Origin of the sequence: Bacillus sp. JJ634, assembly GCF_036962285.1 — a bacterium.
In the GTDB taxonomy this organism is placed as follows: domain Bacteria; phylum Bacillota; class Bacilli; order Bacillales; family DSM-1321; genus Peribacillus; species Peribacillus asahii_A.
On sequence record NZ_JBALMU010000027.1, the window covers coordinates 23,242 to 45,130 of the forward strand.

Sequence of the window (21,889 nt, forward strand, 5' to 3'; positions counted from 1 at the left end):
CAAGCAGGCAACTTGCTTAACTTAGACATTTTTATGCTTTCTTAATCTACAGAAAAAGGACAGCTCTATATCGCTGTCCCTTCTCCTTATTTAATCAATAGCCTGTCTAACTCTTATTTTATTGCTCCATCTGACGTGCAAGGAAGCTAGCCGCTGTCTCAACAGATTTTTGCTCTACATCGCCTACTGCCGCTTCTTTAGCAAGAATCAAAACAGCACCGATTGGGTCACCGTTCGCAATAATTGGAGCCACTGCATATGATTGCACTTCTTCATGAATGCCATCGACGAATGAAATTTGACCTTTTGGAGAAGCAATTGTAGAATTGCGATCTTCCATAATCTTCTCAACTAGTTCACTTACACTTTTATTTAAGTACTCTTTCTTGGAACCACCTGCTACAGCGATGTATGTATCACGGTCGCATATTAATACAGGATTCCCTAAACTATCATATAGCGCTTCCGCATATTCTTTAGCAAAGTCACTTAATTCACTAATCGGCGAATATTTTTTCAAAATTACTTCTCCGTCGCGGTCGACGAAGATTTCCAAAGGATCTCCTTCACGAATACGCAAAGTTCTTCGGATTTCTTTCGGAATTACGACTCTTCCTAAATCATCAATTCGGCGAACAATACCAGTTGCTTTCATCTTATGTTGCCTCACTTTCATCTAAATTGATTTGGATGTATATCTTAGTAACCATTGTGCGGAGCGCTATAGCACTAGTATTTTACTAATGGAAAGTTCTATACATATTGAAGAAATATTTCTTTCCTATATAGATTATTCTAAATGAGTAACTAAGACAGAGTCGGTTATTCCGATTAATTTTTTTCCGCTATTTGTACTTCTTGTTTGGCCTGCTGAAGTCCCTCCACAAGCTCAAATAACACCTTAAACCATTTAGATTGCTCGATACCTTTCGTATGAACAGCCAGCTTTAAGCATTTCCCTTCCATACCCAAGCTAATCATTCTACTATGTTTCGCGGTAAGCTCGCTCACCTGTTTTAAATTAACTTTTTGTGTATCGTTTTCTGAAAATAAGATGGTAATAACCTGTTTTAATTGTTTAATGCTTTCAATACCAGCTTTCATCGCATAAACTTTCATTTCAGCCATTAAAAATAAATAATGAACTTCTTCTGAATATTCACCAAAACGGTCTCTCATTTCCTCTTGCAGCTCTTTCACTTCTTCAATTGAAGTAATGCCTCTAAATCGTTTATACATCTCGATTTTCTGATGACCATCAGCAATATACGCATCTGGTATATAGGCGTCTACTTCAATATCCATATCCAGTGATACTTTTTCTTCTGCCGGTTGCTCATTACGTTTTGCTTCTACCGCTTCTTTTAACATTTGCGAATACAAATCAAAACCGACCGAATCAATAAATCCATGCTGTTGGGCTCCAAGCAAGTTCCCCGCTCCACGAATGGATAAGTCGCGCATTGCAATCTTGAATCCGGAACCAAGTTCAGTAAACTCCTTAATCGATTGCAGGCGTTTTTCAGCTACCTCTGTTAGCACTTTATCTTTTCGGTACGTAAAGAAAGCATACGCCACTCGATTTGAACGTCCAACTCGCCCGCGAAGCTGATACAGTTGGGAAAGACCCATTCGATCTGCATCATACACAATTAACGTATTTACGTTCGGAATATCAACACCGGTTTCAATAATCGTCGTACTTACTAATACGTCGTATTCTCCTTCTAAGAAACCAAACATCACGGCTTCCAATTCCTGCTCTGTCATTTGGCCATGCGCAAATGTCACACGAGCATCAGGAACGAGCATAGCAATTTCCTCTGCTTTACGCGCAATATCTTCCACACGGTTATAGAGGAAATAGACTTGACCATCTCGAGCCAGCTCTCGCTCAATGGCCTCTTTCACCAATCCTCCATTATACTCCATCACATAGGTTTGAATAGGGAAACGATTTTCTGGCGGTGTTTCAATAACCGATAAATCTCGAACCCCGAGCATCGACATATGAAGGGTACGAGGAATCGGCGTTGCTGTTAACGTCAGCACATCCACATTCGTCTTCAATTGCTTAATTTTTTCTTTATGCGTCACTCCAAAACGTTGCTCTTCATCGATAATTAAAAGGCCTAAATCATGATATTGAATATCCTTCGATAAAATCCGGTGTGTACCAACAACGATATCAATAGTGCCTGTCTTCAGACCTTTTACCGTTTCTGTTTGTTGCTTTCTCGTTCGAAAACGACTCATCAAACCTATGGAAATCGGGAAATCCTGAAAACGTTCTCGTAATGTTTCATAATGCTGTTGAGCTAAAATCGTTGTTGGAACAAGAAAGGCTACCTGTTTTCCATCGGCAATCGCTTTAAAAGCAGCACGAATAGCCACCTCTGTCTTTCCGTACCCTACATCGCCACAAAGCAAGCGGTCCATCGGTCTTTCCCGCTCCATATCTTTCTTAATTTCAGCAATCGACCGCAACTGATCTTCCGTTTCATTGTATAAAAAGGATAATTCAAATTCTCTTTGCATATCTCCGTCTGGTGAGAATGCGAACCCTTTTGCCGCTTCCCGCTCGGCATACAATTTAATCAAGTCGTCTGCGATATTTTGCACAGAGGAGTGAACCTTACTTTTCACTCGTTTCCACTCTGTTCCACCCAGTTTATAAAGCTTTGGTTCTTTCCCTTCCGAACCGACATATTTCTGAACAAGGTCAATTTGATCAACAGGTACATACAACTTATCGTCTGCTTGATAACGGATATGGAGGTAGTCTTTATGAACGCCATTAATAACTAATGTTTCAATTCCCAAGTACTTCCCAATTCCATGATTTACATGAACAACATAGTCCCCTACTTTTAACTCAGAATAACTTTTAATTCGTTCTGCATTCGATAATTTCTGCCTGCGACTCGATTTTTTTGCCCTTTTATTAAATAGTTCCGTTTCTGTAATAATCACGATTTTTTCCATCGTCATTTCAAAACCACTATTTAAACTACCACGCAAAATTTGAACTTGGCCTGGCTGTAAATGACTAGAATCCTTTAATTCAGCAGCTTCGATATCGTAATCTGCCAGCACCCCCTGAATCTTCTTCATGCGTTCCTCATCCTGACCAAGAATCACAACGGTGTACTGTCCTTTTTTCCAATGCTCAACCTCTGCTTTAAATACATTCATTTGTCCATAAAAGTTCTGCATTTGCTTACAAGCCACGTTCACGATATTCTGTGGATTTGTATGCGGTACATGGCGTAAAAATAATGATAAATAAATGAATGGATAAGAAGAATGCGTAATTAAACTCGGCAGGTCATGAGCTAACTTCACATCATGAACAATTTTCCCCTCACCTAATAAATCGGTGTACCACTGGGCTTCTTCTTTCTCTAATGATTCATTAATTTCTTGAATCCGACTGATTTCATCCAAAAGAACAATTCCATCATCAGGAAGATAATCTATTAAACTAGCCGGTTTATCGTACGCTAAACTGAAATACTTAAAAATTTGATCCGGCTTCTGTCCTTGTTTTAATTGCTCTAATTCATGCCCCACTGTCTCAGCAAGCTGTTCCTTCACTTTATCATCTTTAAACTTTTTCAAACTCTTACTTAAGTTTCTTTCAAGCTTTGTCATTATATTGTTAAGATGTTCATCTTCTAGTAAAGCTTCACTTACTGGTCCAACTGTCACTCGAGAAAGCTTTTCAATAGAACGTTGGTCATCAGAAGAAAATGTTCGAATCGACGTGATCTCTGTATCAAATAATTCAATTCGAATTGGATTCATTTCGGTAATCGGATACAAATCAATAATCCCACCGCGAATACTACATTCACCTGGTGAAGAAACCATCTCCGTACGACTATATCCCATAGTAATTAATTTATGTAATGTTTCCTCCAGCTCAATATCAGCCCCCACTTGAAAGGACAGCTGGTACTTCTTCCATACCTCTTTTGGTGAAAGGAACTTACGAATACCAGGAATCGGGACAATAACAACGCCTTTCTTCCCTTGCGACCAAAAATTTAATGTCTCTACTCGCTGCGCCCTTAATTCGGGGCTGGCAACACTTAAATCTGCTGCAATTAACTCATTTGCAGGAAACACATAAAGCTCTTCTTCCGGAATAAAATTCAATAAATCCTCTTGAAATTTTTGCGCTTGTAGAAGATTATGTGTCACTAATAAAATTGACTTATTCGTTTGTTCATAGATAGATGCCACAAGCATCGACCTTGATGAACCAGTTAAACCAGAAACCAATTGTTCCTTTAATCCTTCATCAATACCCGCTATTAACGAATGGACATTATCGTGCTTGGAGAACAAATTTTGTAATCCATTCACCATCTTTGCCCCTCCTCCCTATAAAATCAAAATTATGCTTTTTTCTATCCAATCATTTACCCTGTTTACTTTGTTATAGAAGGCTTTTCGGTTTTAGCTTATTTCATGGAGCAGAGCTAAAATGTGCCAAAAATTATAAAATCACCAACATGGCTTCACACAGTCAATATACTAACTAAAAGAATCCTTTATATGATGCTATTGATTTTTTTGCAATATTAGTAAATGAAGACAAACGGAAAAATGCTTTGGAATTTATCCAAAGCTCCTCCCGCTTAATGAATAATATAATCGTTTTGATATAACTCTGGATTTCTTTGCAATGATTCATAACAATCTTCGCAAATCGACTTAACCTGAATGTTTCCAGAAGAGTCATAAACGATCATCTCTTGCCTTTCTTCATCACTCAGCTGGTTAAACCCTAACTGTGCCGCTTGTATCTGCTGTTCTTCAATAGTGCCCAGCTTGATTCCACAATGACGGCAATGATAATGGAGAGCCATATAGTAACCCCCTATACTGTATTGCCATTAGTATGAACAGAAATAAGGGATTTTTATTCATTAAGCAAGAAAGATATTTTTCCTCATACATTATTGATTATATACATTCATTACTTGTAAAAAAGGCGTCTTTAACCAAGCTTCACATGCATTAGCACTTTTTTCAACGGTGTTCATAATCTCTGGCCATTCCTCAGATGTAAATTTCCCCAATACATAATCTGAAATAGCCATCGGTCCAGAAGGCCGCCCAATACCAATCCGAATTCGGTTAAAGTTTTGTGTACCAAGATGAGCAATGGTTGATTTAATCCCATTATGCCCACCAGCACTTCCCTTTTGACGCAGCCGAACTTTACCAGGAGGTAAATCCAAATCATCATATAGCACGACAACATCATCCACTTCTACTTTAAAGAAACTCATAACAGCTGAAATAGATTCACCAGATAAATTCATATATGTCAACGGTTTAAGCAGAATTACCTTCTCGTTATCAATTACACCCATCCCATATATTCCTTTATGTTTTGCTTGATTTAAAGGAATAGACCATTTATCAGATAATGCATCTATTACTTCAAACCCGACATTATGTCGCGTTTTTTCATATTGTTTTCCAGGGTTACCCAGACCTACGATTAACTTCATTTTTCACACTCCGTTACAACTAAGTTTCATGGAGTCACCTTTTATTATATACATTTTTGGAAACATTAGTAAAAATAGTATCTCATATCTCTAGAGGAATGCAAGCTTCACAAGACCTAAAAGGATATATCTCTACCCTTTTATATAACAGAATTATATGAAGCTATTGATTATTTACCTTGTCTTTCATATAGGCTATGTAAAACAATAATGTGAATCCAAACGTTGCATCACAGTATAACAAAGCCTTCATAATAAAAAAGCGCAACCCATAATGTGTTACGCCTATTATACCATGTTTATTTTTTTATCTAAAACAAAGAAAGGAAGCCAGCGTAATCTCTACGCTTGGGATTCTGGAGAAGCGGCTGTTTCACGCCCTTCTTCATTCGTCGGTATGCCGCTTTCTTGTTGTTCACCTGTACTAATTTCTCGTTCTTGGCGAGGGGCTAAGACAGAGGCCACTACTTCGTCACCACTATGATTAAGCGTTACACCTTGTTTCATATTTAAATCGGAAATATATAGTGTTTCATTCACTTCAAGCTCTGTCACGTCAACATCAATCGACTCTGGAATGTCACCTGGCGTCGCAGTAACGGTTACTTCATGGAGAGACTGCTGAAGTACTCCGCCATCTTTTACACCACTTGATTGACCGACGAGATTAACTCGTACATTTACTTGTACTTCCTCCGACATATCAACGATTAGAAAATCAGCATGATACATCTCTTGCTTTAACGGATCAGATTGATATTCTGAAAGCATAACCTGATGTTCTTTACCTTGACACTTTAATGAAATAATGCCATTTCGACCGATTTCCTTCAATGTTTTTTTCAAATCCGCATAATTCAAGGAAATTGCTTGACTCCCATTCTCGCTTCCGTAAACTACTGCTGGTATTTCTCCACTTTCACGTAATTCTCTTAATGTAGATTGTTTGAAGTCTGTCCGCTCTTTTGCTACTAGTACATGGCTCATCTTCATCTTCACCTTCCCAGTTCTATAAAAATTCAAGCTAGTCTACATCATCTTTCCCCTTATGTATCCAATTTATGCATAAAAAAACAGCAAGCGAAGCCGCTCACTGTCTTTTACACCTATCTATCATCAATCAAACAATGTACTTACTGATTGCTCTTCATGAACACGGATAATTGCTTCAGCAATTAAAGGTGCTACAGATAACTCAGTAATTTTTTCGATTTTCTTTTCTTCCGGAAGAGCAATAGAGTTTGTTATAACTAGTTCTTTAATCGTTGAATTTTGGATACGTTCAATGGCAGGGCCTGAAAGAACTGGATGTGAACAGCATGCATATACTTCTTTCGCACCGCTCTCTACTAACGCATTTGCAGCAAGTGTAATCGTACCCGCTGTATCGATAATGTCATCGATTAAGATCGCTGTTTTCCCTTCAATATTACCAATGATGTTCATAACTTCTGCTACGTTTGGTCTTGGACGACGCTTATCGATAATAGCAATTGGTGCTTTTAGGCGATCTGCCATTTTACGAGCACGTGTTACACCACCATGGTCTGGTGAAACAATTACGATATCTTCTAATTCTTTTCCACCAAAGTAATCAGCTAAAAGTGGCACAGCTACTAAGTGGTCAATTGGAATATCGAAGAAACCTTGAATTTGCGGTGCATGAAGATCTAACGTCACAACACGGTGTGCTCCAGCTGTTTCTAAAAGGTTCGCAACTAATTTCGCTGTAATTGGCTCACGAGCACGAGCTTTACGATCTTGACGCGCATATCCATAGTAAGGCATAACAATATTAATAGTCTTTGCTGACGCACGTTTTAAAGCATCGATCATAATTAAAAGTTCCATTAAGTTCTCATTAACTGGTTGGCTAGTAGATTGAATGACGAAAACGTCACAACCACGGATACTTTCTTCGATGTTAATTTGAATTTCACCATCACTAAAACTTGTTACCGTACACTTACCAAGCTCTACTCCAATAGCATCAGCAATTTCTTGAGCTAACCCAACATTCGAGTTCAATGAAAACACTTTTAAATTAGGATCTAAATACTGGTTTGACATGATGACCTCCATAGGTTAATTATTAGAATTTAAGTTTTTCACGTAATCTTCTTTGTTAATCTGACGAGCGCGGGCAATAGACAATGCTTCACCTGGTACGTCTTCTGTAATCGTTGAACCAGCTGCCACATAGGCACCCTTCCCAACCGTTACAGGTGCTACAAGGTTTGAATTGCAACCAATAAATACATCATCTTCAATTTTCGTCAAATACTTCTTCTTACCGTCATAATTGACCGTAATCGAACCACATCCGATATTGACGCCTTTTCCTACCTCTGCATCGCCAATATAGCTTAAATGAGATGCTTTGCTGCCTTCACCGAAAACTGTCTTTTTAATTTCAACAAAATTACCGATTTTGACAGAATCATGGATTTCAGATTGTGGTCGAATATGAGCAAACGGACCAATGTTCACATTGCTTCCAATGCTGCTGGAATGAGCAACAGATTGATGAATATGCGTTCCCTTGCCAATTTCGCAATCTTTAATTTCTGAATGCGGTCCAATCACACAATCTTCTCCAATCACTGTTTGACCCGCAATCGTTACACCCGGGTAAATCGTTGTATCTTGACCAATACTAACACCGGATTCAATATACGTTGTTGCAGGATCGATAATCGTCACTCCATTACGCATATGGGTTTCATTCATTCGCTTACGCATAATCTGCTCTGCCTGTGACAAAGCAAGACGATCATTCACACCTAATGTCTCTTCGAAGTCTTTTGTTTGGAATGCAGTTACAGTCTCTTGTGCAGATTTCAAAATTTCAATAACATCAGGCAAGTAGTATTCATTCTGCACATTGTCATTCGAAACTTGTTGTAACGCTTGGAATAACGCCTGATTGTCAAAGCAATACGTACCTGTATTAATTTCTTTTACAGCACGTTCCTCGTCCGACGCATCCTTATGTTCGACAATTTTTTCGACAAGTCCATTGGCATTGCGAATAATTCGACCATATCCATCAGGGTTCTCTGCGTAGGCTGTTAAAACCGTCGCCTTTGCTCCTGTTTCTTCATGCAAAGTAACAAGTGCCTCCATCGTTTCCGCCTTGATTAAAGGCGTGTCTCCGCAAATGACAAGAGTTGTTCCTTCTTGCTTAGCTAAAACGCTTTCAGCCTGCATCACTGCATGCGCTGTTCCAAGCTGCTCAGCCTGCAAAGCATATTGACACACATCACCAAGTTGTTTTTGAACTTGCTCGGCACCGTGTCCAATAATGGTTACGATTTCTTCTATTTGAAGTTGATTGACTTGTTCAACAACATGCTGTACCATTGGTTTTCCGCAGACTGGGTGCAAAACCTTGTATAGTTTTGATTTCATTCTTGTACCTTGTCCCGCGGCCAATATTATTGCATACCGATTCCTCATAACAGGCCTCCATTTTAACCTTTTTATCCATTAAAAATATTATCTTAAATAGCGAATCATTTCAAGGTAACAATTAAAAGTACCTTTTATTATCAATTTTGGGTGAGATAAATTCTTCATATTTTTCAAATAAGCAGGAGTTTTGAAGAATAGTGGGGGAAGTGAATGAAGACGGGTGACATTGTGGTTTCGCACAAATGAGCCAACATTTGTATAAATCAACAATATTCCATTAACATGGCCAGTAATAAAAAGAGCCTTACTAAGTAGTAGGCTCCTAGATGCAAATTTTATTGATTTTTTAAGCTAAAGAAGCGCCAGCTCCTGCTTCCTCTAATTCCGTTTCAAGTTCTCCTAAACGATGATATTCTGTTAAGACAGCTTCTTGAATTTTACCGCGTGTAGAGGAATTAATTGGATGAGCAATATCACGGAACTCTCCATCCGGAGTACGTTTACTTGGCATTGCAACAAATAAACCATTGTTTCCGTCAATCACACGAATATCATGAACAACAAATTCATTATCCAATGTAATTGATGCGATTGCTCTCATGCGTCCATCCGTGTTTACACGGCGTAATCTTACGTCAGTTACTTCCATTAAGTTCACCATCCCTATTTGTTGTTATGAAACTTTAATTTAAGTAATTCAACAAAAAAAGGAGAACTCCTTCTAAGAATTGTAAGTTTTTTAGAAAATTTAGAATTTATTTATATTTTTTTCAATACTTATAAAAAAAAGCTCGTCTTATTTGACGAGCGCAACTACTTCAATTTCAACTAATGCATCTTTTGGAAGGCGAGCTACTTCTACACAAGAACGGGCTGGCTTATGTGTTGAAAAATACTCTCCGTACACTTCATTAATTGCCCCAAAATCATTCATGTCTTTAATAAAAACCGTAGCTTTAATAACTGTTTCAAATGACGCTCCCGCTTCTTTTAAAACGGCTTGTAAGTTGCTGAACACTTGATGAGTCTGTTCCTTTACATCGCCTGTTACCATCTCTCCAGCTGGAGTAAGTGGAATTTGACCTGAGCTGTAAAACACATTATTAACAATAATTCCTTGTGAATATGGACCAATAGCTGCTGGTGCTTCATTTGTATGTACTGCTTTCATATTCATTTCCCCCTTTATTCAATCATTTAGAAAATAATTCCCGCGGCTTACATTAATTTTTTTATCTCTTTCATCAACCTCTGACAATCTAATTAATGATATATAATCTTCAATCAGACGTTCCTCATTATGTTCAGACTCAACAAGTACAGCAATACCTGCTACTGTTGCTTTAAATTCTTCCAGCAAACTTACCATGCCTTTCATGGTTCCGCCAGCTTTCATGAAATCATCTACAATTAACACATTAGAACCTTCCACTAAGCTTCTTTTTGAAAGAACCATCGTTTGGATTCGCTTGGAGGAACCAGAAACGTAGTTAATGCTCACCGTCGAACCTTCCGTTACTTTATTGTTTCTTCTAACAATCACAACGGGAACATTCAAATAATTCGCAACCGCATAAGCAAGCGAAATCCCTTTTGTAGCCATCGTCATAATAACAGAAACATTCGCTTTCGCATATCTAGCCGCAATAATGCGCCCCACTTTATTTACCGTTTGCGGGTCACCTAGAATATCTGTCATATATAGGTAGCCGCCCGGAAGTAATCGCTCCGGACTTGCAATCGTCTCACACAGCCCATCAATAAAGGCAGCTGCATCCTCTTCTTTGATAGATACCATGTATTTCACACCGCCCGCAGCACCTGGAATGGTCGTTAACGAGCCAATGCCTCGCTGTTCAAACGTTTCTTTAATAATCGTTAAATCTTCGCTTATAGAAGACTTCGCTGACTGATATCTTTCAGAGAAAAAAGTTAGTGAAACGAGTTCTCCTGGATGCTCTAATAAATAATTAGTCATATCGACAAGTCTTTCACTGCGACGAAATTTCACAAAAACACCCCCTGTCTTATTTCCGAATATTTTATAGTAACTATAACACTAATGTACGTATTTATTCAAGATGGTTCTGAGTTCCAAGCAAACGAACAGCGTATACCTGATCACAAAAGCCGCGCAAACCATTATAAATTCTTTGCATACGAGAATCATGCTCCACTAGCCCAAAAACTGTCGGACCACTTCCACTCATTAGTACGGCATCTGCTCCAAACGTTTTCATCTGATTTTTAATGTTTGCTACTTCTGGATAAAGCGGTAACGTCACTTGTTCTAATACATTCCCTAAACCACTGCATACTTTTTGATAATCATTATTTTCAATCGCTGCAATCATTCCGTACACATCTGGATGCTCCATATCAGAAAGCTGTAAGCGTTTATAAACATCCGCTGTCGAAACACCAAGCGTTGGTTTAGCTAAAATAACCCAACAATTCGGAGGCGGTGGTAAATGAGTAATTTTCTCACCTCGACCTTTTGCCAGCGCCGTGCCTCCATATACACAAAAAGAGACATCAGAACCAATTTCTGCGCCAATTTCCGCTAATTCATCTAATGAGAGACCAAGCCCCCATAATCTATTCAATCCTCTTAATGTCGCAGCCGCATCACTACTTCCTCCAGCAAGTCCAGCTGCAACCGGAATATTCTTTTCAATGGTAATCGAAACGCCTTTATTCACATTGTACCGTTCTTTTAATATATGTGCAGCCTGATAAGCTAAATTGCGATGATCGTCTGGCACAAAACGATTATGAGATAGAATTTTGATACTTTTCCCAGGAATCTCTTTCAATTCAATTCTATCGGCAAGATCCACCGTTGTCATAATCATTTCTACTTCATGATAGCCATCAGGTCGCTTAAAAAGCACATCAAGCGCCAAATTTATTTTAGCTGGTGCCTTCTCCATGAGCTTCACTATTTCCACCTACTTTAACGTTCTTAAAAGTTCTTGTCCTATTCTATCATATCTGAATCTATTCTAAAGGTTTTTTCCGTGTAATTTCAATGAAATGAAATTTAAGTATTTCTTCAAAGAACCTAAGGGAAAAGCGGACTCGCCTAAAGAAAGAACCAAACTCTATTATTCACAATGTAAACATAAATGATTATGCTTATACATGGAATAAGAGTTTGGTTCTGATTAGATGTGTAGATAGCATGAAGTCGTATAGTCAGACTAAGATTGTTATTGCCCCATCATTTGACGCTGTGCTTTTTCAATGGCGAGTTTCACCATGTTTCCTGCATCACGAGCTCGAATGCCGCCCCAGCCTTCTTTCTGAACAACATCGTAAAAACCAAGTTCCTTTGCCAGTTCTTCCTTTAAACCTTCTGACATAATCCCTTTTCTTCTACTCAATTGAAACAGCTCCTTTTGCATGCTACTACATCTATAGTGTGCACATGAAACTTTATTATCATGAGCTTTTTATAAAAACTAAAAAGCAGCAAACATAACGTTTACTGCTTACTCTAATTACATTTCTTGTTGTTTGTTTAAAAACGTTAATTGTACGGTTTCCGTTAATACATCCGCATAGCTGTAAGATACTCTTTCAAACGCATTTTCCTCTTGGTCAAGCTCAATTACAAAAACAGCCGGGTAAGTTTCCGCCAACGTTCCAAAACGTTCTACAGTCTTTCTTCTTCCACCATTCGCCTTTAAAAGCAACCTTTTTCCTAGGTTTGAATCAAGTGCCGTTTTAATATCAGCTAAAGTTTTTGGCATTTTCGGTCCACCTCACTAAGTATAGTATATCACATTCTAGGTTGAAACGCAAATAAAATATTAAATTATATCAGCACTTAAAAATGTTTGTCAATAATTTTTATTATAAAATCCATTAAAAATATTGGCTAACCATAGTATGGCACTATTATTGAAATATTATGTAAAGCTGTTACAACTGTTTTGCTCTACATGAAAATAAGCTACATCTGTATGAGAATGCAGCTTATTTTTCTTCTTGAATCGGTTTAAACGGCAAACCTGTTCGCAGGACTCCTCTTGTTTCAATGCCGCCTAACCCTTTTTCCCCTGTTAATGTATTACGCAGCACATCCAATACATGTATATACTCACGAAATGGTGTAAAACTAATCTTCCCTACTATATAGACAGGATCTAAAGCATGGATATTAACTCGCGAAGGAGAGCTTGCAAAATTTGCCCCTGCTTGAATGATGGATTCAAAGTGAGACTGACAAGCTCCTGCAAAAATAATAAGATGATCTAAGCTTGCTACCTTTTTGCGTGCTTCACGAACTGTCTCGACAAATTCCTTCGAATGGCGATAGGCCTTTAGATCCGTTATATCGCCTTTCGATTTCGAATAAGAATCATGCCCTGTAATGACGAGAATATCAGGTCGATAATGATCCAATAAGCCGCCGATTTTGTATGGCATCTCTTTCTCATTACAAAATACACCGTTTACAGGAATATGAAACCTTGCATATAAATCCAAACACTTGCGTAAATAAGATGCATCTCCATCAATATGAAGCACCTTGCCCGGTATTTGAAAATAATCCCCATCATATCGATATCCGTTACTCGATTCATAACCGCTCTTTTGCTGCTGTAATTCTAAATCTTGCGTAAGGAGACGATTGGATTGCTCTTGTAGCTCTTTTGTTGCACGTTGGCGTTCATTTCGCTCTTCTTCCTGAATCTTTACTAAATCTTCAAAAGGAGCATCTGCAATTAGCCGAAACTCTTCTCCATATAAAATGGCTTGCTTCTTTCCATTTACCTCCCGAATATCGATGACGCGAAATAATATATCGCTCTCATATGAAATTCGTCCAACAATATCATTAATCTGCACAGTCATGGTCTCACCCCATGAGAAAGATTCCTTTAAGTTAGGTGCTTTATCTTTCTACAGTATGCAAAAGCACAGTCCATGGTGAATATAAAAACAGAAGCCTTCCAACATGCTACACAAGCTGGCAGGCACACGAGATCGTAGTTTCACATGGAACAAGTCTAAAACCCTTCGACTAACAAAAGGCAGCAAGGCGCAGAAAAAGAAGTCATCTATCGCTAGACAATAAAAAAAGCTAGAGGTCATCCCCTAGCTGATTTTCCATCTTTATTTAAATGTCCCTAATAAAGCATCACTCAAACGCCCGAATTCTTCAATCGTTAACGTTTCACCCCGTCTTGTTGGATCAATACCTGTTTCTTCAAGGGCCTCAATAATTTGCTCCTTCTTCTCCTTACCACTTGGAAGCTGACTGGATAAATTATTTAAAATGGTTTTTCTTCTTTGGGCAAAGCTTGCACGTGTCACCTGAAATAAAAACTCTTCATCCTTTACTTCCACGAGCGGCTTTTCTCTTTTCGTCAATCGAATGACTGCAGAATCTACATTCGGCTGCGGCATAAAGACTGTTTTGGGAACAATCATCACCGTTTCAGCTTCCGTATAGTATTGGATAGCGATAGATAAAGAACCATACTCTTTCGTACCCGGTTTCGCCGCAATCCGGTCTGCCACTTCTTTTTGCAGCATACAGACAATCCCCCGAATCGGCAAACGATCAGCTAATAACTTTAAAATAATCGGTGTCGTCACATAATAAGGGAGGTTCGCTACAACCATTAAATCACGTATACCTGCAAGCTCTCCCGAAATCACTTGCTGAACATCGGCTTTTAAAATATCCTGATGAATAATCTTCACATTCTGATAGGGTGACAATGTATCCGCTAAAATAGGCAGCAGGCGCTGATCGATCTCAAACGCTGTCACTTTTTTACTTCTTTTAGCAAGCTGTTCCGTTAAAGCTCCAATTCCTGGTCCAATCTCAATAGCACCGCTTTCTTCTGTCAGCTCTGCAAAGTCTACAATTCGATTTAAAATATTCGTATCAATTAAAAAGTTCTGCCCTAAACTCTTCTTAAAAGAAAAACCATACTTCTTTAAGATTTCTTTTGTTCTAATAGGTGTTGCAATGTCTTTATTCATTCTTTTCCTCCTGATTTATCCGAACCATTGCCTCAATAAACGCTTTCTTCGAAATTTGAAACATGTTCAAACGTTTATATAACTGCTTACCATTTGTGTGGCCAATGCGTAACAGTACGCCAAGTCTTACTCTTCTATCCTTCGCACCTGCCCCGCCGATTAAACCTGCATCAACAAGGTCCTGCTGCGAAATTTCTTCAGGAGCCTCTTCATCCATTAATTGTGCATCCTTCAACGCATTGCGAATCGCCTCGGGAGATGCATGCTCCACACCAATACCGCGTCCAGATTTCGGCAATCCCTCCTGTTTCGTAATGAAAGCATGCTTACAGCCCTTCACTTGCTCCGAAATCGTATTTCTAATTTTTTGACCTGGAAAGTCTGGATCAGTAAAAATAATCACGCCTCGTGTTTGCTGAGCAAGCCGAACTTGTTCAATAACAGATTCATTCACGGCTGAACCATTTGTCTCAATCGTATCGGCATTCACCGCTCTCTTAATGGCCACGGTATCGTCTTTTCCTTCCACTACGATAATTTCCTTAATTTTTTTCATTTCTTCCTCCATATCACGAAACCTTTTTATGTTTTCACTCGTCTATGCAGTATAGGATACCAAAATATATTCTTACTTGATACGTATCACCTTGCTAATCAAGGCTCTTGCACTTGTCTTATTATAAAGCAAAAGCGATGTTAAACATATTGTGAATCTAAAAACCCATGCATCATACGTCTAGAAAGACAAATAAAAAACAGGAGATACATCATCTCCTGCTAAAAGTCTTCTAATCGATTATACGAACCTTTACCCTCTTGACACCCCAACGATAGGCTTCAGATTTAGAAGGGATAAACACATCAATTTTATTTCCTTTAATCGCTCCACCTTTGTCGGCAGCAACAGCATAGCCGTATCCTTCAACATGTACTTTAGAACCAAGCGGGATGACATTAGGATCAACAGCAATCACCTTTGCATGTGGATTACTCTTTAAATTCATTCCCGTCGCTGTCACGCCGGAACAACCATTACAGCTTGCTGTGTAAGCGGTTGATGAAACATATATTTCTTTTCCGCCTGATGAACTACTAACATTACTTGCATAAGTAGCAGTGGGAGTAGGAGCCTTCGTTCCTACTGCGACTACCTGATCTTGCTTTTCTTTTATAACCTTTTCAGCAATAACTTTTCGTTTCACTTCTTTACCGTTTTCTTTTATGACTTCATATTGTGTTGAAATTTGACCTTTTTTCCCTTCTGTCAGGATTTTTTCTTTTCCTTCTGAAAGGGAATCATCTTCTTTTTTCACAATGTCATATTCGATTGGTGATTCCACTACATCGGTGACTTTTTCAACTCGAGTGACGTTTATTGTATTCTTTGCTTGAACTTTTTCCGATAATTTCGGCTCAACTCTATCTAATTCATTGAGCTTCACACCTTGTTGCGTCAAAAAGTCAACGACCGTAGTCGAAGTTGACCACACTTGCTTTTTCTTACCTCCCACTACTAAAGTGAGTGGAAAGGCTTTTTCAACGGAAATTTCCATTTTTTCTTTAATAGGGGTCTTTTTAGCAGGACTCAATTTATCATGTTGTGTCACTTCAATGTCTTGTTCCTTTAACAACTCACCTACTGTATCAGTTGTTGTCCATACTTTTGTTTCCTTGCCGTCCTGAAGTAATGCTACTTGTTGAGCAGGTTTCCAGACTACTTGTACATCCTCTTTCAACTGACTGTTTTTCGAGGGCAATATATAGTCTTCAGCTTTGACCTGAATCTCTAACTCTTTTAATATCTCATCTACAGTAGCGGCATGTGTGCGCACTACTTGCTCTTGTCCATCAATGCTGACAGTAATCGTCTGCTTTGTACCTTGATAAAACAGGATTCCAACCACTATCGTAAGCACAAGTACACTACAAATAGCATTGGTTGTTCGCTTTATCCCAAAAGACTTGGGAACTAAGTTCTTCATAGTTTCTACAAAAATGAAAAACTCCTCCTTCCTCTCGGTGATTATAAAGACATACTCAGCAAGATGTCAACCCACCTGTTTTTTTCATTGTTAGGAAATTAGTTCCTATTATGACTAGTGTCTATGAAATTGAAAAGGGTGAATTCTCGACAACATTAATCATTGATAGACATGAGATTTGTAGAATTTTTGGGAATTGACGAGAAATAGACAATTATTGGGCAAATATTCACAAAGGAAATTGTCAATTTATGCCGAATATTTTTTTAGCATTTTCTGTTGTAATGCGTGCAACCTCTTCTACTGAAACTTGTTTAATACTTGCAATCTGCTCAGCTACTAGTTTCACATAAGCCGGTTCATTTCTTTTTCCTCTAAAAGGATGCGGAGCTAAGTACGGACAATCGGTTTCAATAAGCAAGCGATCTAGTGGAACTTCTGCTGCAACTTCCTTCGGTTTTTTGGCATTTTTAAATGTAACTGGCCCACCGAGAGAAATATAAAAGTTCATCTCTAAACATTCTTTTGCCGTTTCCACACTGCCACTAAAGCAATGCATAATACCACCTACAAGAGATGCCTCTTCTTCTCTTAAAATGGTTATAATATCTGCTGTTGCTTCTCGATTATGAATAATAATTGGTAGTTTCACTCTTCTAGCCAAACGAATTTGCTTTCGAAACACCTCCATTTGGATTTCTTTTGGTGACTTATCCCAATAATAGTCTAGTCCCATTTCTCCAATTGCTACGACCTTTGGATGTGCTGCTAGTGATTCGATCCACTCTAAATCAGCATTAGTCATATCAATTGCATCAACAGGATGCCAGCCTACAGCCGCATATAAGAAATCATATGTTTCTACTAACTCCATTGCCCTTGTAATCGTTGGACGATCAAACCCTACGACAATCATGTTAGCGACTCCCGCTTCTTGTGCTCTCTTAATTACTTCTGTCAAATCTTCTTCAAACTGTTCTGCGTTCAGATGTACATGCGTATCAAATAGCATTTCTATCTTCCTCTCTACCATTAGTTTATTACGAAATACAGTGCTTATGTTTCACAATTCGATTACAAATATGTAACAAAAAAATCGAATTTGGTAAAAATATACATAAAAAAGGCATAAAAACGTTTCACATGAAACATTTTTATGCTTTTTTCTCTATCTTTAAATACCTGTTTTTTATTTTACTTTAGAGCCGTTCGGAAGCGCTGCATCAACAGTTGCAACGGATAATACACCTTCATTACTTCCTGCTAGAATCATTCCCTGTGATAATTCACCGCGCAATTTTACTGGTTTCAAATTTGTAACACAAATGACTTTTTTGCCCACTAATTCTTCCGGTTTATAATATTGAGCAATACCTGATACAACTTGGCGTCTTTCATAGCCCAAATCTAGTTGTAATTTTAAAAGTTTATCAGCCTTTTTCACCGGTTCTACTTCTAGCACTTGTGCTACTCTAAGCTCTACCTTCATGAAATCATCAATTGTAATTTCATCGACTTCTGGAATTTCAATTTCTTTCGGTTCTTCCTTTGCTTCCTCTTTTGGAGCTCCACCCTGCATTTGCTCTTTAATATATTGGACTTCCTCCTCCATCTCTAATCGAGGAAAAATTGGTTCTGCCTTAATTACCTTTGTTTGAGCTGGAATTTGTCCAAAAGCATCCAAGCTATCCCACGTTTTTAATATCTCATCAGTAATATTTAATTGGGCAAAGATTTTTTCTGGCGTCTGTGTTAAAAATGGTTTTAGTAAAATAGCCACTCGACGTAATGTTTCAGCTAAATGAACCATTACACTTCCTAGTTCATCGCGCTTTTCTTCCTCTTTTGCAAGTACCCATGGCTGTGTTTCATCAATAAATTTATTCGTTCTGCTCACAAGCTGCCAAATAGACGTCAAAGCAACTGAGAATTCCATATTCTCCATAGCCTCTTCATATTTCTTCACAGTTTCCCTATTCATCTCTAATAAAGACTGTTGGAATTCACCTTTTGAATCTACATAAGCTGGAATTTCTCCATCAAAATATTTATTAATCATGGCAACCGTACGATTAAGTAGATTTCCAAGATCATTCGCTAAATCAAAGTTAATACGTTCAATAAAGCCTTCTGGAGTAAATACTCCATCTGAACCAAATGGTACTTCACGCAGTAAATAATAGCGTAACGCATCTAACCCGTAACGATCAATTAATGTAACAGGATCGACCACATTTCCTTTTGACTTTGACATCTTGCCATCCTTCATTAATAACCAACCATGTGCAAACACTTTGTTCGGTAATGGTAAGTCCAGTGCCATCAACATAATTGGCCAATAAATAGTATGGAAGCGTACGATTTCTTTTCCAACAAGATGAACATTAGCCGGCCAATATTTGGTATACTTTGATTCATCTTTAGCCCCATAACCTAAAGCGGTAATATAATTCGTTAAGGCATCAATCCATACATACACAACATGCTTCGGATTACCTGGTACTTTAATTCCCCAATCAAAAGTCGTACGCGAAACAGCCAAATCCTCTAAACCTGGCTTAATGAAGTTATTAATCATTTCATTCTTACGAGATTCCGGCTGAATAAATTGTGGATTTTCTTCATAAAATTGCAGCAAACGGTCTGCATACTTACTCATTCTAAAGAAATATGATTCCTCTTTTACCTTTTCAACTGGTCTGTTGCAATCCGGGCACTTTCCATCATTTTCTTCAACTTGACGCTCTGTAAAGAATGATTCACAAGGTGTACAGTATAACCCCTCATATTCATCTAAATAAATATCTCCCTGATCAAGCAGCTGCTTAAAAATCTTGGAAACAACTTCTTTATGACGCTCTTCTGTTGTTCTAATAAAGTCATTGTAAGAAATATCAAGTTTTTTCCATAAATCTTTAATACCTGAAACGATATTATCGACATATTGCTGTGGTGTTATCCCTTGTTCTTCTGCCTTTCGTTGAATCTTTTGACCATGTTCATCGGTCCCTGTTAAGTACATGACATCGAATCCACGCAATCTTTTATAGCGAGCCATTGCATCGCCTGCCACAGTTGTATAAGCATGACCTATATGTAAATTTCCACTTGGATAATAAATAGGCGTCGTAATATAAAATGTCTTTTGGTTATCCTTCATATTCTTTTCCTTCCTCCTCAACTTTTGCAAATCTAGTTCTATAAATATCACTAAACTGCATGAAACCGCTACCCCTATTTTAACGCTATCTGTCCATCTATGCGACTAGAAAACATAAACTCCTCTTTAAAAAGGACACAATGCCATTCATTTTATCATCATTGCCTCATTTATAAATAAAATATACCTGCGTCAAACAATACATATACAAATGGAATCTATATTTTTACAAAAATATACAAAAAAGTAACCTAAACTGAACATTTCATTGGAATTATATTGAATTTATGAGTATAATGAACATTGGCAAATGTCGATTGCCGTACACCCGTGTCGAATTCTGTTGACCATTATCAAACGTTCAATTTCCCTTTAAAAATTTTTCGGTAAATAATGGGATAAAAAGGATAAAAAGCACAATAAACCCTTGATATATGGGCATTTGACCACTCAAAAAATACAGTAATAATAAAAAATAAAATCATTGACGTATTTGGGAATGGCTGGTATTATAGGTTTATAAGAAGTTTGTCGAATATTGACGAATAAAAAATAGATAATAGATTATAAATTTGAGAGGAGATTTTATTAGTTATGAAATCTACAGGAATCGTTCGTAAAGTTGATGAATTAGGTCGTGTGGTAATTCCGATTGAGCTTCGCCGTACATTAGGTATTGCAGAAAAAGACGCTCTAGAAATTTACGTAGATGATGAGCGCATCATCCTAAAAAAATATAAACCAAATATGACTTGCCAAGTAACTGGTGAAGTATCTGACGATAACTTAACACTTGCAGGCGGTAAATTAGTTCTTAGCCGTGAAGGTGCTGAAATTCTTATTAAAGAAATTCAAAATAGTTTCGAAGCTTCTAAATAAGATATAAAAAAAGCTACTAGATGGATCTAGTAGCTTTTTTGTATTTATTCTTCAATATGATAGGCTTGATACACTTCCCTCTTTTGCAACCCACGATCTTTTGCAACCTGCTTAATAGCTTCCTTCGACTGAAGCCCTTTCGCTTCCACATAGTAATCTACATGTTTCACTAAATCCATTGAACTCCACCAAACGATTTCTTCCTCTTCTGTGGCAGGCATAGCCCCTTCTATAATTAAACAAAATTCACCACGTACTTCAGATTCATTTGCCCATGCTAATGCCTCACTAATCGTTCCACGAATAAATTCTTCAAACTTCTTCGTCAACTCACGGCATAAAACAATATTTCGGTCTCCTAATATATCAAGCATCTGCTTTAATGTTTCTTTTAAACGATGAGGGGATTCATACATAACCCATGTAGCTTCTATCTTCTTTAATCTCTGAAGCTCCTCCTTCTTCTGTTTAGCCCCTCTTTGCAAAAATCCATAAAAATAAAAGGGCTGTGGTACTAAACCTGAAGCAATTAAAGCCGTTAAAGCTGCATTTGCCCCCGGGAGCGGAATAACCTTTAATTGCTCGGCAATTGCATCTTTTACTAGTTCATAACCTGGATCTGAAATCGTTGGCATTCCTGCATCGCTGACTAAAGCAATTACCTGTCCGTTACGAAGTCGATCCAGCATATGCCTGCCGCTATTCTCTTTATTATGCTCATGATAGCTTACAATCGGTGTTGTAATCTCAAAATAATTGCATAGCTTTTTCGTATTTCTTGTATCCTCTGCTGCAATAACATCTGCTTCCTTTAAAATACGTAAAGCTCGAAAGCTCATATCTTCTAAATTGCCAATAGGGGTTGGTACTAGATACAAGGCCGGCTCGAGACCTTCTCTTTCAAAACTTTTCTGCTGCCACAT

Annotated in this window: 21 protein-coding genes; 1 reads left to right on the forward strand and 20 read right to left on the reverse strand. The window is 38.0% G+C overall.

Going from position 1 to position 21,889, the window contains the following annotated elements:
• Positions 1–118: 118 nt before the first annotated feature.
• The 19 genes from spoVT to metG all read right to left on the reverse strand — a co-directional run bounded on the left by spoVT (position 119) and on the right by metG (position 20,087).
• Positions 119–655 (reverse strand): stage V sporulation protein T, encoded by a 537-nt coding sequence (spoVT, locus tag V7068_RS05340; protein WP_127758616.1) that lies wholly within the window; start codon positions 653–655, stop codon positions 119–121.
• A 176-nt stretch (positions 656–831) separates the two neighbouring features.
• Positions 832–4,371 (reverse strand): transcription-repair coupling factor, encoded by a 3,540-nt coding sequence (gene mfd / locus V7068_RS05345; protein WP_499711434.1) that lies wholly within the window; start codon positions 4,369–4,371, stop codon positions 832–834.
• Between the two features lie 275 nt (positions 4,372–4,646).
• Positions 4,647–4,877 (reverse strand): anti-sigma-F factor Fin, encoded by a 231-nt coding sequence (fin, locus tag V7068_RS05350; RefSeq protein WP_127758615.1) that lies wholly within the window; start codon positions 4,875–4,877, stop codon positions 4,647–4,649.
• A gap of 90 nt (positions 4,878–4,967) precedes the next feature.
• Complete coding sequence (gene pth / locus V7068_RS05355) at positions 4,968–5,528, reverse strand: aminoacyl-tRNA hydrolase (protein ID WP_499711410.1); 561 nt, start codon at positions 5,526–5,528, stop codon at positions 4,968–4,970.
• A 342-nt stretch (positions 5,529–5,870) separates the two neighbouring features.
• Complete coding sequence (locus tag V7068_RS05360; protein WP_499711411.1) at positions 5,871–6,515, reverse strand: 50S ribosomal protein L25/general stress protein Ctc; 645 nt, start codon at positions 6,513–6,515, stop codon at positions 5,871–5,873.
• 129 nt (positions 6,516–6,644) lie between these two features.
• Positions 6,645–7,598: a ribose-phosphate diphosphokinase gene (locus V7068_RS05365; protein WP_499711413.1), complete on the reverse strand. Its 954-nt coding sequence runs from the start codon at positions 7,596–7,598 to the stop codon at positions 6,645–6,647.
• Between the two features lie 15 nt (positions 7,599–7,613).
• Positions 7,614–8,987, reverse strand: coding sequence for a bifunctional UDP-N-acetylglucosamine diphosphorylase/glucosamine-1-phosphate N-acetyltransferase GlmU (glmU, locus tag V7068_RS05370; protein WP_499711414.1), 1,374 nt, complete (start codon positions 8,985–8,987; stop codon positions 7,614–7,616).
• Positions 8,988–9,288: 301 nt separating this feature from the next.
• The gene (spoVG, locus tag V7068_RS05375; protein WP_119117765.1) at positions 9,289–9,591 is read right to left on the reverse strand and encodes a septation regulator SpoVG; all 303 of its coding nucleotides are present in this window, start codon (positions 9,589–9,591) and stop codon (positions 9,289–9,291) included.
• Positions 9,592–9,738: 147 nt separating this feature from the next.
• Positions 9,739–10,113: a 2-iminobutanoate/2-iminopropanoate deaminase gene (ridA, locus tag V7068_RS05380; RefSeq protein WP_119117766.1), complete on the reverse strand. Its 375-nt coding sequence runs from the start codon at positions 10,111–10,113 to the stop codon at positions 9,739–9,741.
• An 18-nt stretch (positions 10,114–10,131) separates the two neighbouring features.
• Entirely contained in the window at positions 10,132–10,953 is an 822-nt protein-coding gene (gene purR / locus V7068_RS05385; protein ID WP_252288185.1) for a pur operon repressor, read from the reverse strand.
• A gap of 61 nt (positions 10,954–11,014) precedes the next feature.
• Positions 11,015–11,884: a 4-(cytidine 5'-diphospho)-2-C-methyl-D-erythritol kinase gene (ispE, locus tag V7068_RS05390; RefSeq protein WP_499711416.1), complete on the reverse strand. Its 870-nt coding sequence runs from the start codon at positions 11,882–11,884 to the stop codon at positions 11,015–11,017.
• Positions 11,885–12,154: 270 nt separating this feature from the next.
• Entirely contained in the window at positions 12,155–12,328 is a 174-nt protein-coding gene (locus V7068_RS05395; RefSeq protein WP_119117769.1) for a small, acid-soluble spore protein, alpha/beta type, read from the reverse strand.
• Positions 12,329–12,445: 117 nt separating this feature from the next.
• Positions 12,446–12,697: a biofilm formation stimulator Veg gene (veg, locus tag V7068_RS05400; protein WP_119117770.1), complete on the reverse strand. Its 252-nt coding sequence runs from the start codon at positions 12,695–12,697 to the stop codon at positions 12,446–12,448.
• 226 nt (positions 12,698–12,923) lie between these two features.
• Positions 12,924–13,805, reverse strand: coding sequence for a sporulation peptidase YabG (yabG, locus tag V7068_RS05405; RefSeq protein WP_499711417.1), 882 nt, complete (start codon positions 13,803–13,805; stop codon positions 12,924–12,926).
• Positions 13,806–14,066: 261 nt separating this feature from the next.
• Entirely contained in the window at positions 14,067–14,945 is an 879-nt protein-coding gene (rsmA, locus tag V7068_RS05410) for a 16S rRNA (adenine(1518)-N(6)/adenine(1519)-N(6))-dimethyltransferase RsmA (RefSeq protein WP_499711418.1), read from the reverse strand.
• Positions 14,938–15,501, reverse strand: a complete 564-nt coding sequence (gene rnmV / locus V7068_RS05415) for a ribonuclease M5 (RefSeq protein WP_499711419.1) — start codon at positions 15,499–15,501, stop codon at positions 14,938–14,940. The genes rsmA and rnmV overlap by 8 nt, the downstream gene beginning before the upstream one ends.
• 232 nt (positions 15,502–15,733) lie before the next feature.
• Entirely contained in the window at positions 15,734–16,927 is a 1,194-nt protein-coding gene (locus V7068_RS05420; protein ID WP_499711421.1) for a resuscitation-promoting factor, read from the reverse strand.
• Positions 16,928–17,171: 244 nt separating this feature from the next.
• Positions 17,172–17,939: a TatD family hydrolase gene (locus tag V7068_RS05425; RefSeq protein WP_499711422.1), complete on the reverse strand. Its 768-nt coding sequence runs from the start codon at positions 17,937–17,939 to the stop codon at positions 17,172–17,174.
• Positions 17,940–18,116: 177 nt separating this feature from the next.
• Positions 18,117–20,087 carry a methionine--tRNA ligase gene (gene metG / locus V7068_RS05430; RefSeq protein ID WP_499711423.1) on the reverse strand — a complete coding sequence of 657 codons (1,971 nt, stop codon included), beginning with the start codon at positions 20,085–20,087 and terminating at the stop codon, positions 18,117–18,119.
• Between the two features lie 594 nt (positions 20,088–20,681).
• Between metG and abrB the strand changes: the two genes are divergently transcribed.
• Positions 20,682–20,966 carry a transition state genes transcriptional regulator AbrB gene (gene abrB / locus V7068_RS05435; RefSeq protein ID WP_119117778.1) on the forward strand — a complete coding sequence of 95 codons (285 nt, stop codon included), beginning with the start codon at positions 20,682–20,684 and terminating at the stop codon, positions 20,964–20,966.
• A 44-nt stretch (positions 20,967–21,010) separates the two neighbouring features.
• Here abrB and rsmI read toward each other — a convergent pair whose 3' ends face one another.
• Positions 21,011–21,889, reverse strand: a complete 879-nt coding sequence (rsmI, locus tag V7068_RS05440) for a 16S rRNA (cytidine(1402)-2'-O)-methyltransferase (protein ID WP_375351285.1) — start codon at positions 21,887–21,889, stop codon at positions 21,011–21,013.

Excerpts from the sequence above, each read along its gene's own strand:
- pth (WP_499711410.1), bottom strand. The coding sequence starts at position 5,528 with ATGAAGTTAATCGTAGGTCTGGGTAACCCTGGAAAACAATATGAAAAA.
- metG (WP_499711423.1), bottom strand. The coding sequence starts at position 20,087 with ATGAAGGATAACCAAAAGACATTTTATATTACGACGCCTATTTATTAT.
- abrB (WP_119117778.1), top strand. The coding sequence starts at position 20,682 with ATGAAATCTACAGGAATCGTTCGTAAAGTTGATGAATTAGGTCGTGTG.
- V7068_RS05365 (WP_499711413.1), bottom strand. The coding sequence starts at position 7,598 with ATGTCAAACCAGTATTTAGATCCTAATTTAAAAGTGTTTTCATTGAAC.
- V7068_RS05360 (WP_499711411.1), bottom strand. The coding sequence starts at position 6,515 with ATGAGCCATGTACTAGTAGCAAAAGAGCGGACAGACTTCAAACAATCT.
- rsmI (WP_375351285.1), bottom strand. The coding sequence starts at position 21,889 with ATGTGGCAGCAGAAAAGTTTTGAAAGAGAAGGTCTCGAGCCGGCCTTG.
- spoVT (WP_127758616.1), bottom strand. The coding sequence starts at position 655 with ATGAAAGCAACTGGTATTGTTCGCCGAATTGATGATTTAGGAAGAGTC.
- fin (WP_127758615.1), bottom strand. The coding sequence starts at position 4,877 with ATGGCTCTCCATTATCATTGCCGTCATTGTGGAATCAAGCTGGGCACT.
- rsmA (WP_499711418.1), bottom strand. The coding sequence starts at position 14,945 with ATGAATAAAGACATTGCAACACCTATTAGAACAAAAGAAATCTTAAAG.
- rnmV (WP_499711419.1), bottom strand. The coding sequence starts at position 15,501 with ATGAAAAAAATTAAGGAAATTATCGTAGTGGAAGGAAAAGACGATACC.
- V7068_RS05425 (WP_499711422.1), bottom strand. The coding sequence starts at position 17,939 with ATGCTATTTGATACGCATGTACATCTGAACGCAGAACAGTTTGAAGAA.
- glmU (WP_499711414.1), bottom strand. The coding sequence starts at position 8,987 with ATGAGGAATCGGTATGCAATAATATTGGCCGCGGGACAAGGTACAAGA.
- V7068_RS05420 (WP_499711421.1), bottom strand. The coding sequence starts at position 16,927 with ATGAAGAACTTAGTTCCCAAGTCTTTTGGGATAAAGCGAACAACCAAT.
- yabG (WP_499711417.1), bottom strand. The coding sequence starts at position 13,805 with ATGACTGTGCAGATTAATGATATTGTTGGACGAATTTCATATGAGAGC.
- ridA (WP_119117766.1), bottom strand. The coding sequence starts at position 10,113 with ATGAAAGCAGTACATACAAATGAAGCACCAGCAGCTATTGGTCCATAT.
- veg (WP_119117770.1), bottom strand. The coding sequence starts at position 12,697 with ATGCCAAAAACTTTAGCTGATATTAAAACGGCACTTGATTCAAACCTA.
- spoVG (WP_119117765.1), bottom strand. The coding sequence starts at position 9,591 with ATGGAAGTAACTGACGTAAGATTACGCCGTGTAAACACGGATGGACGC.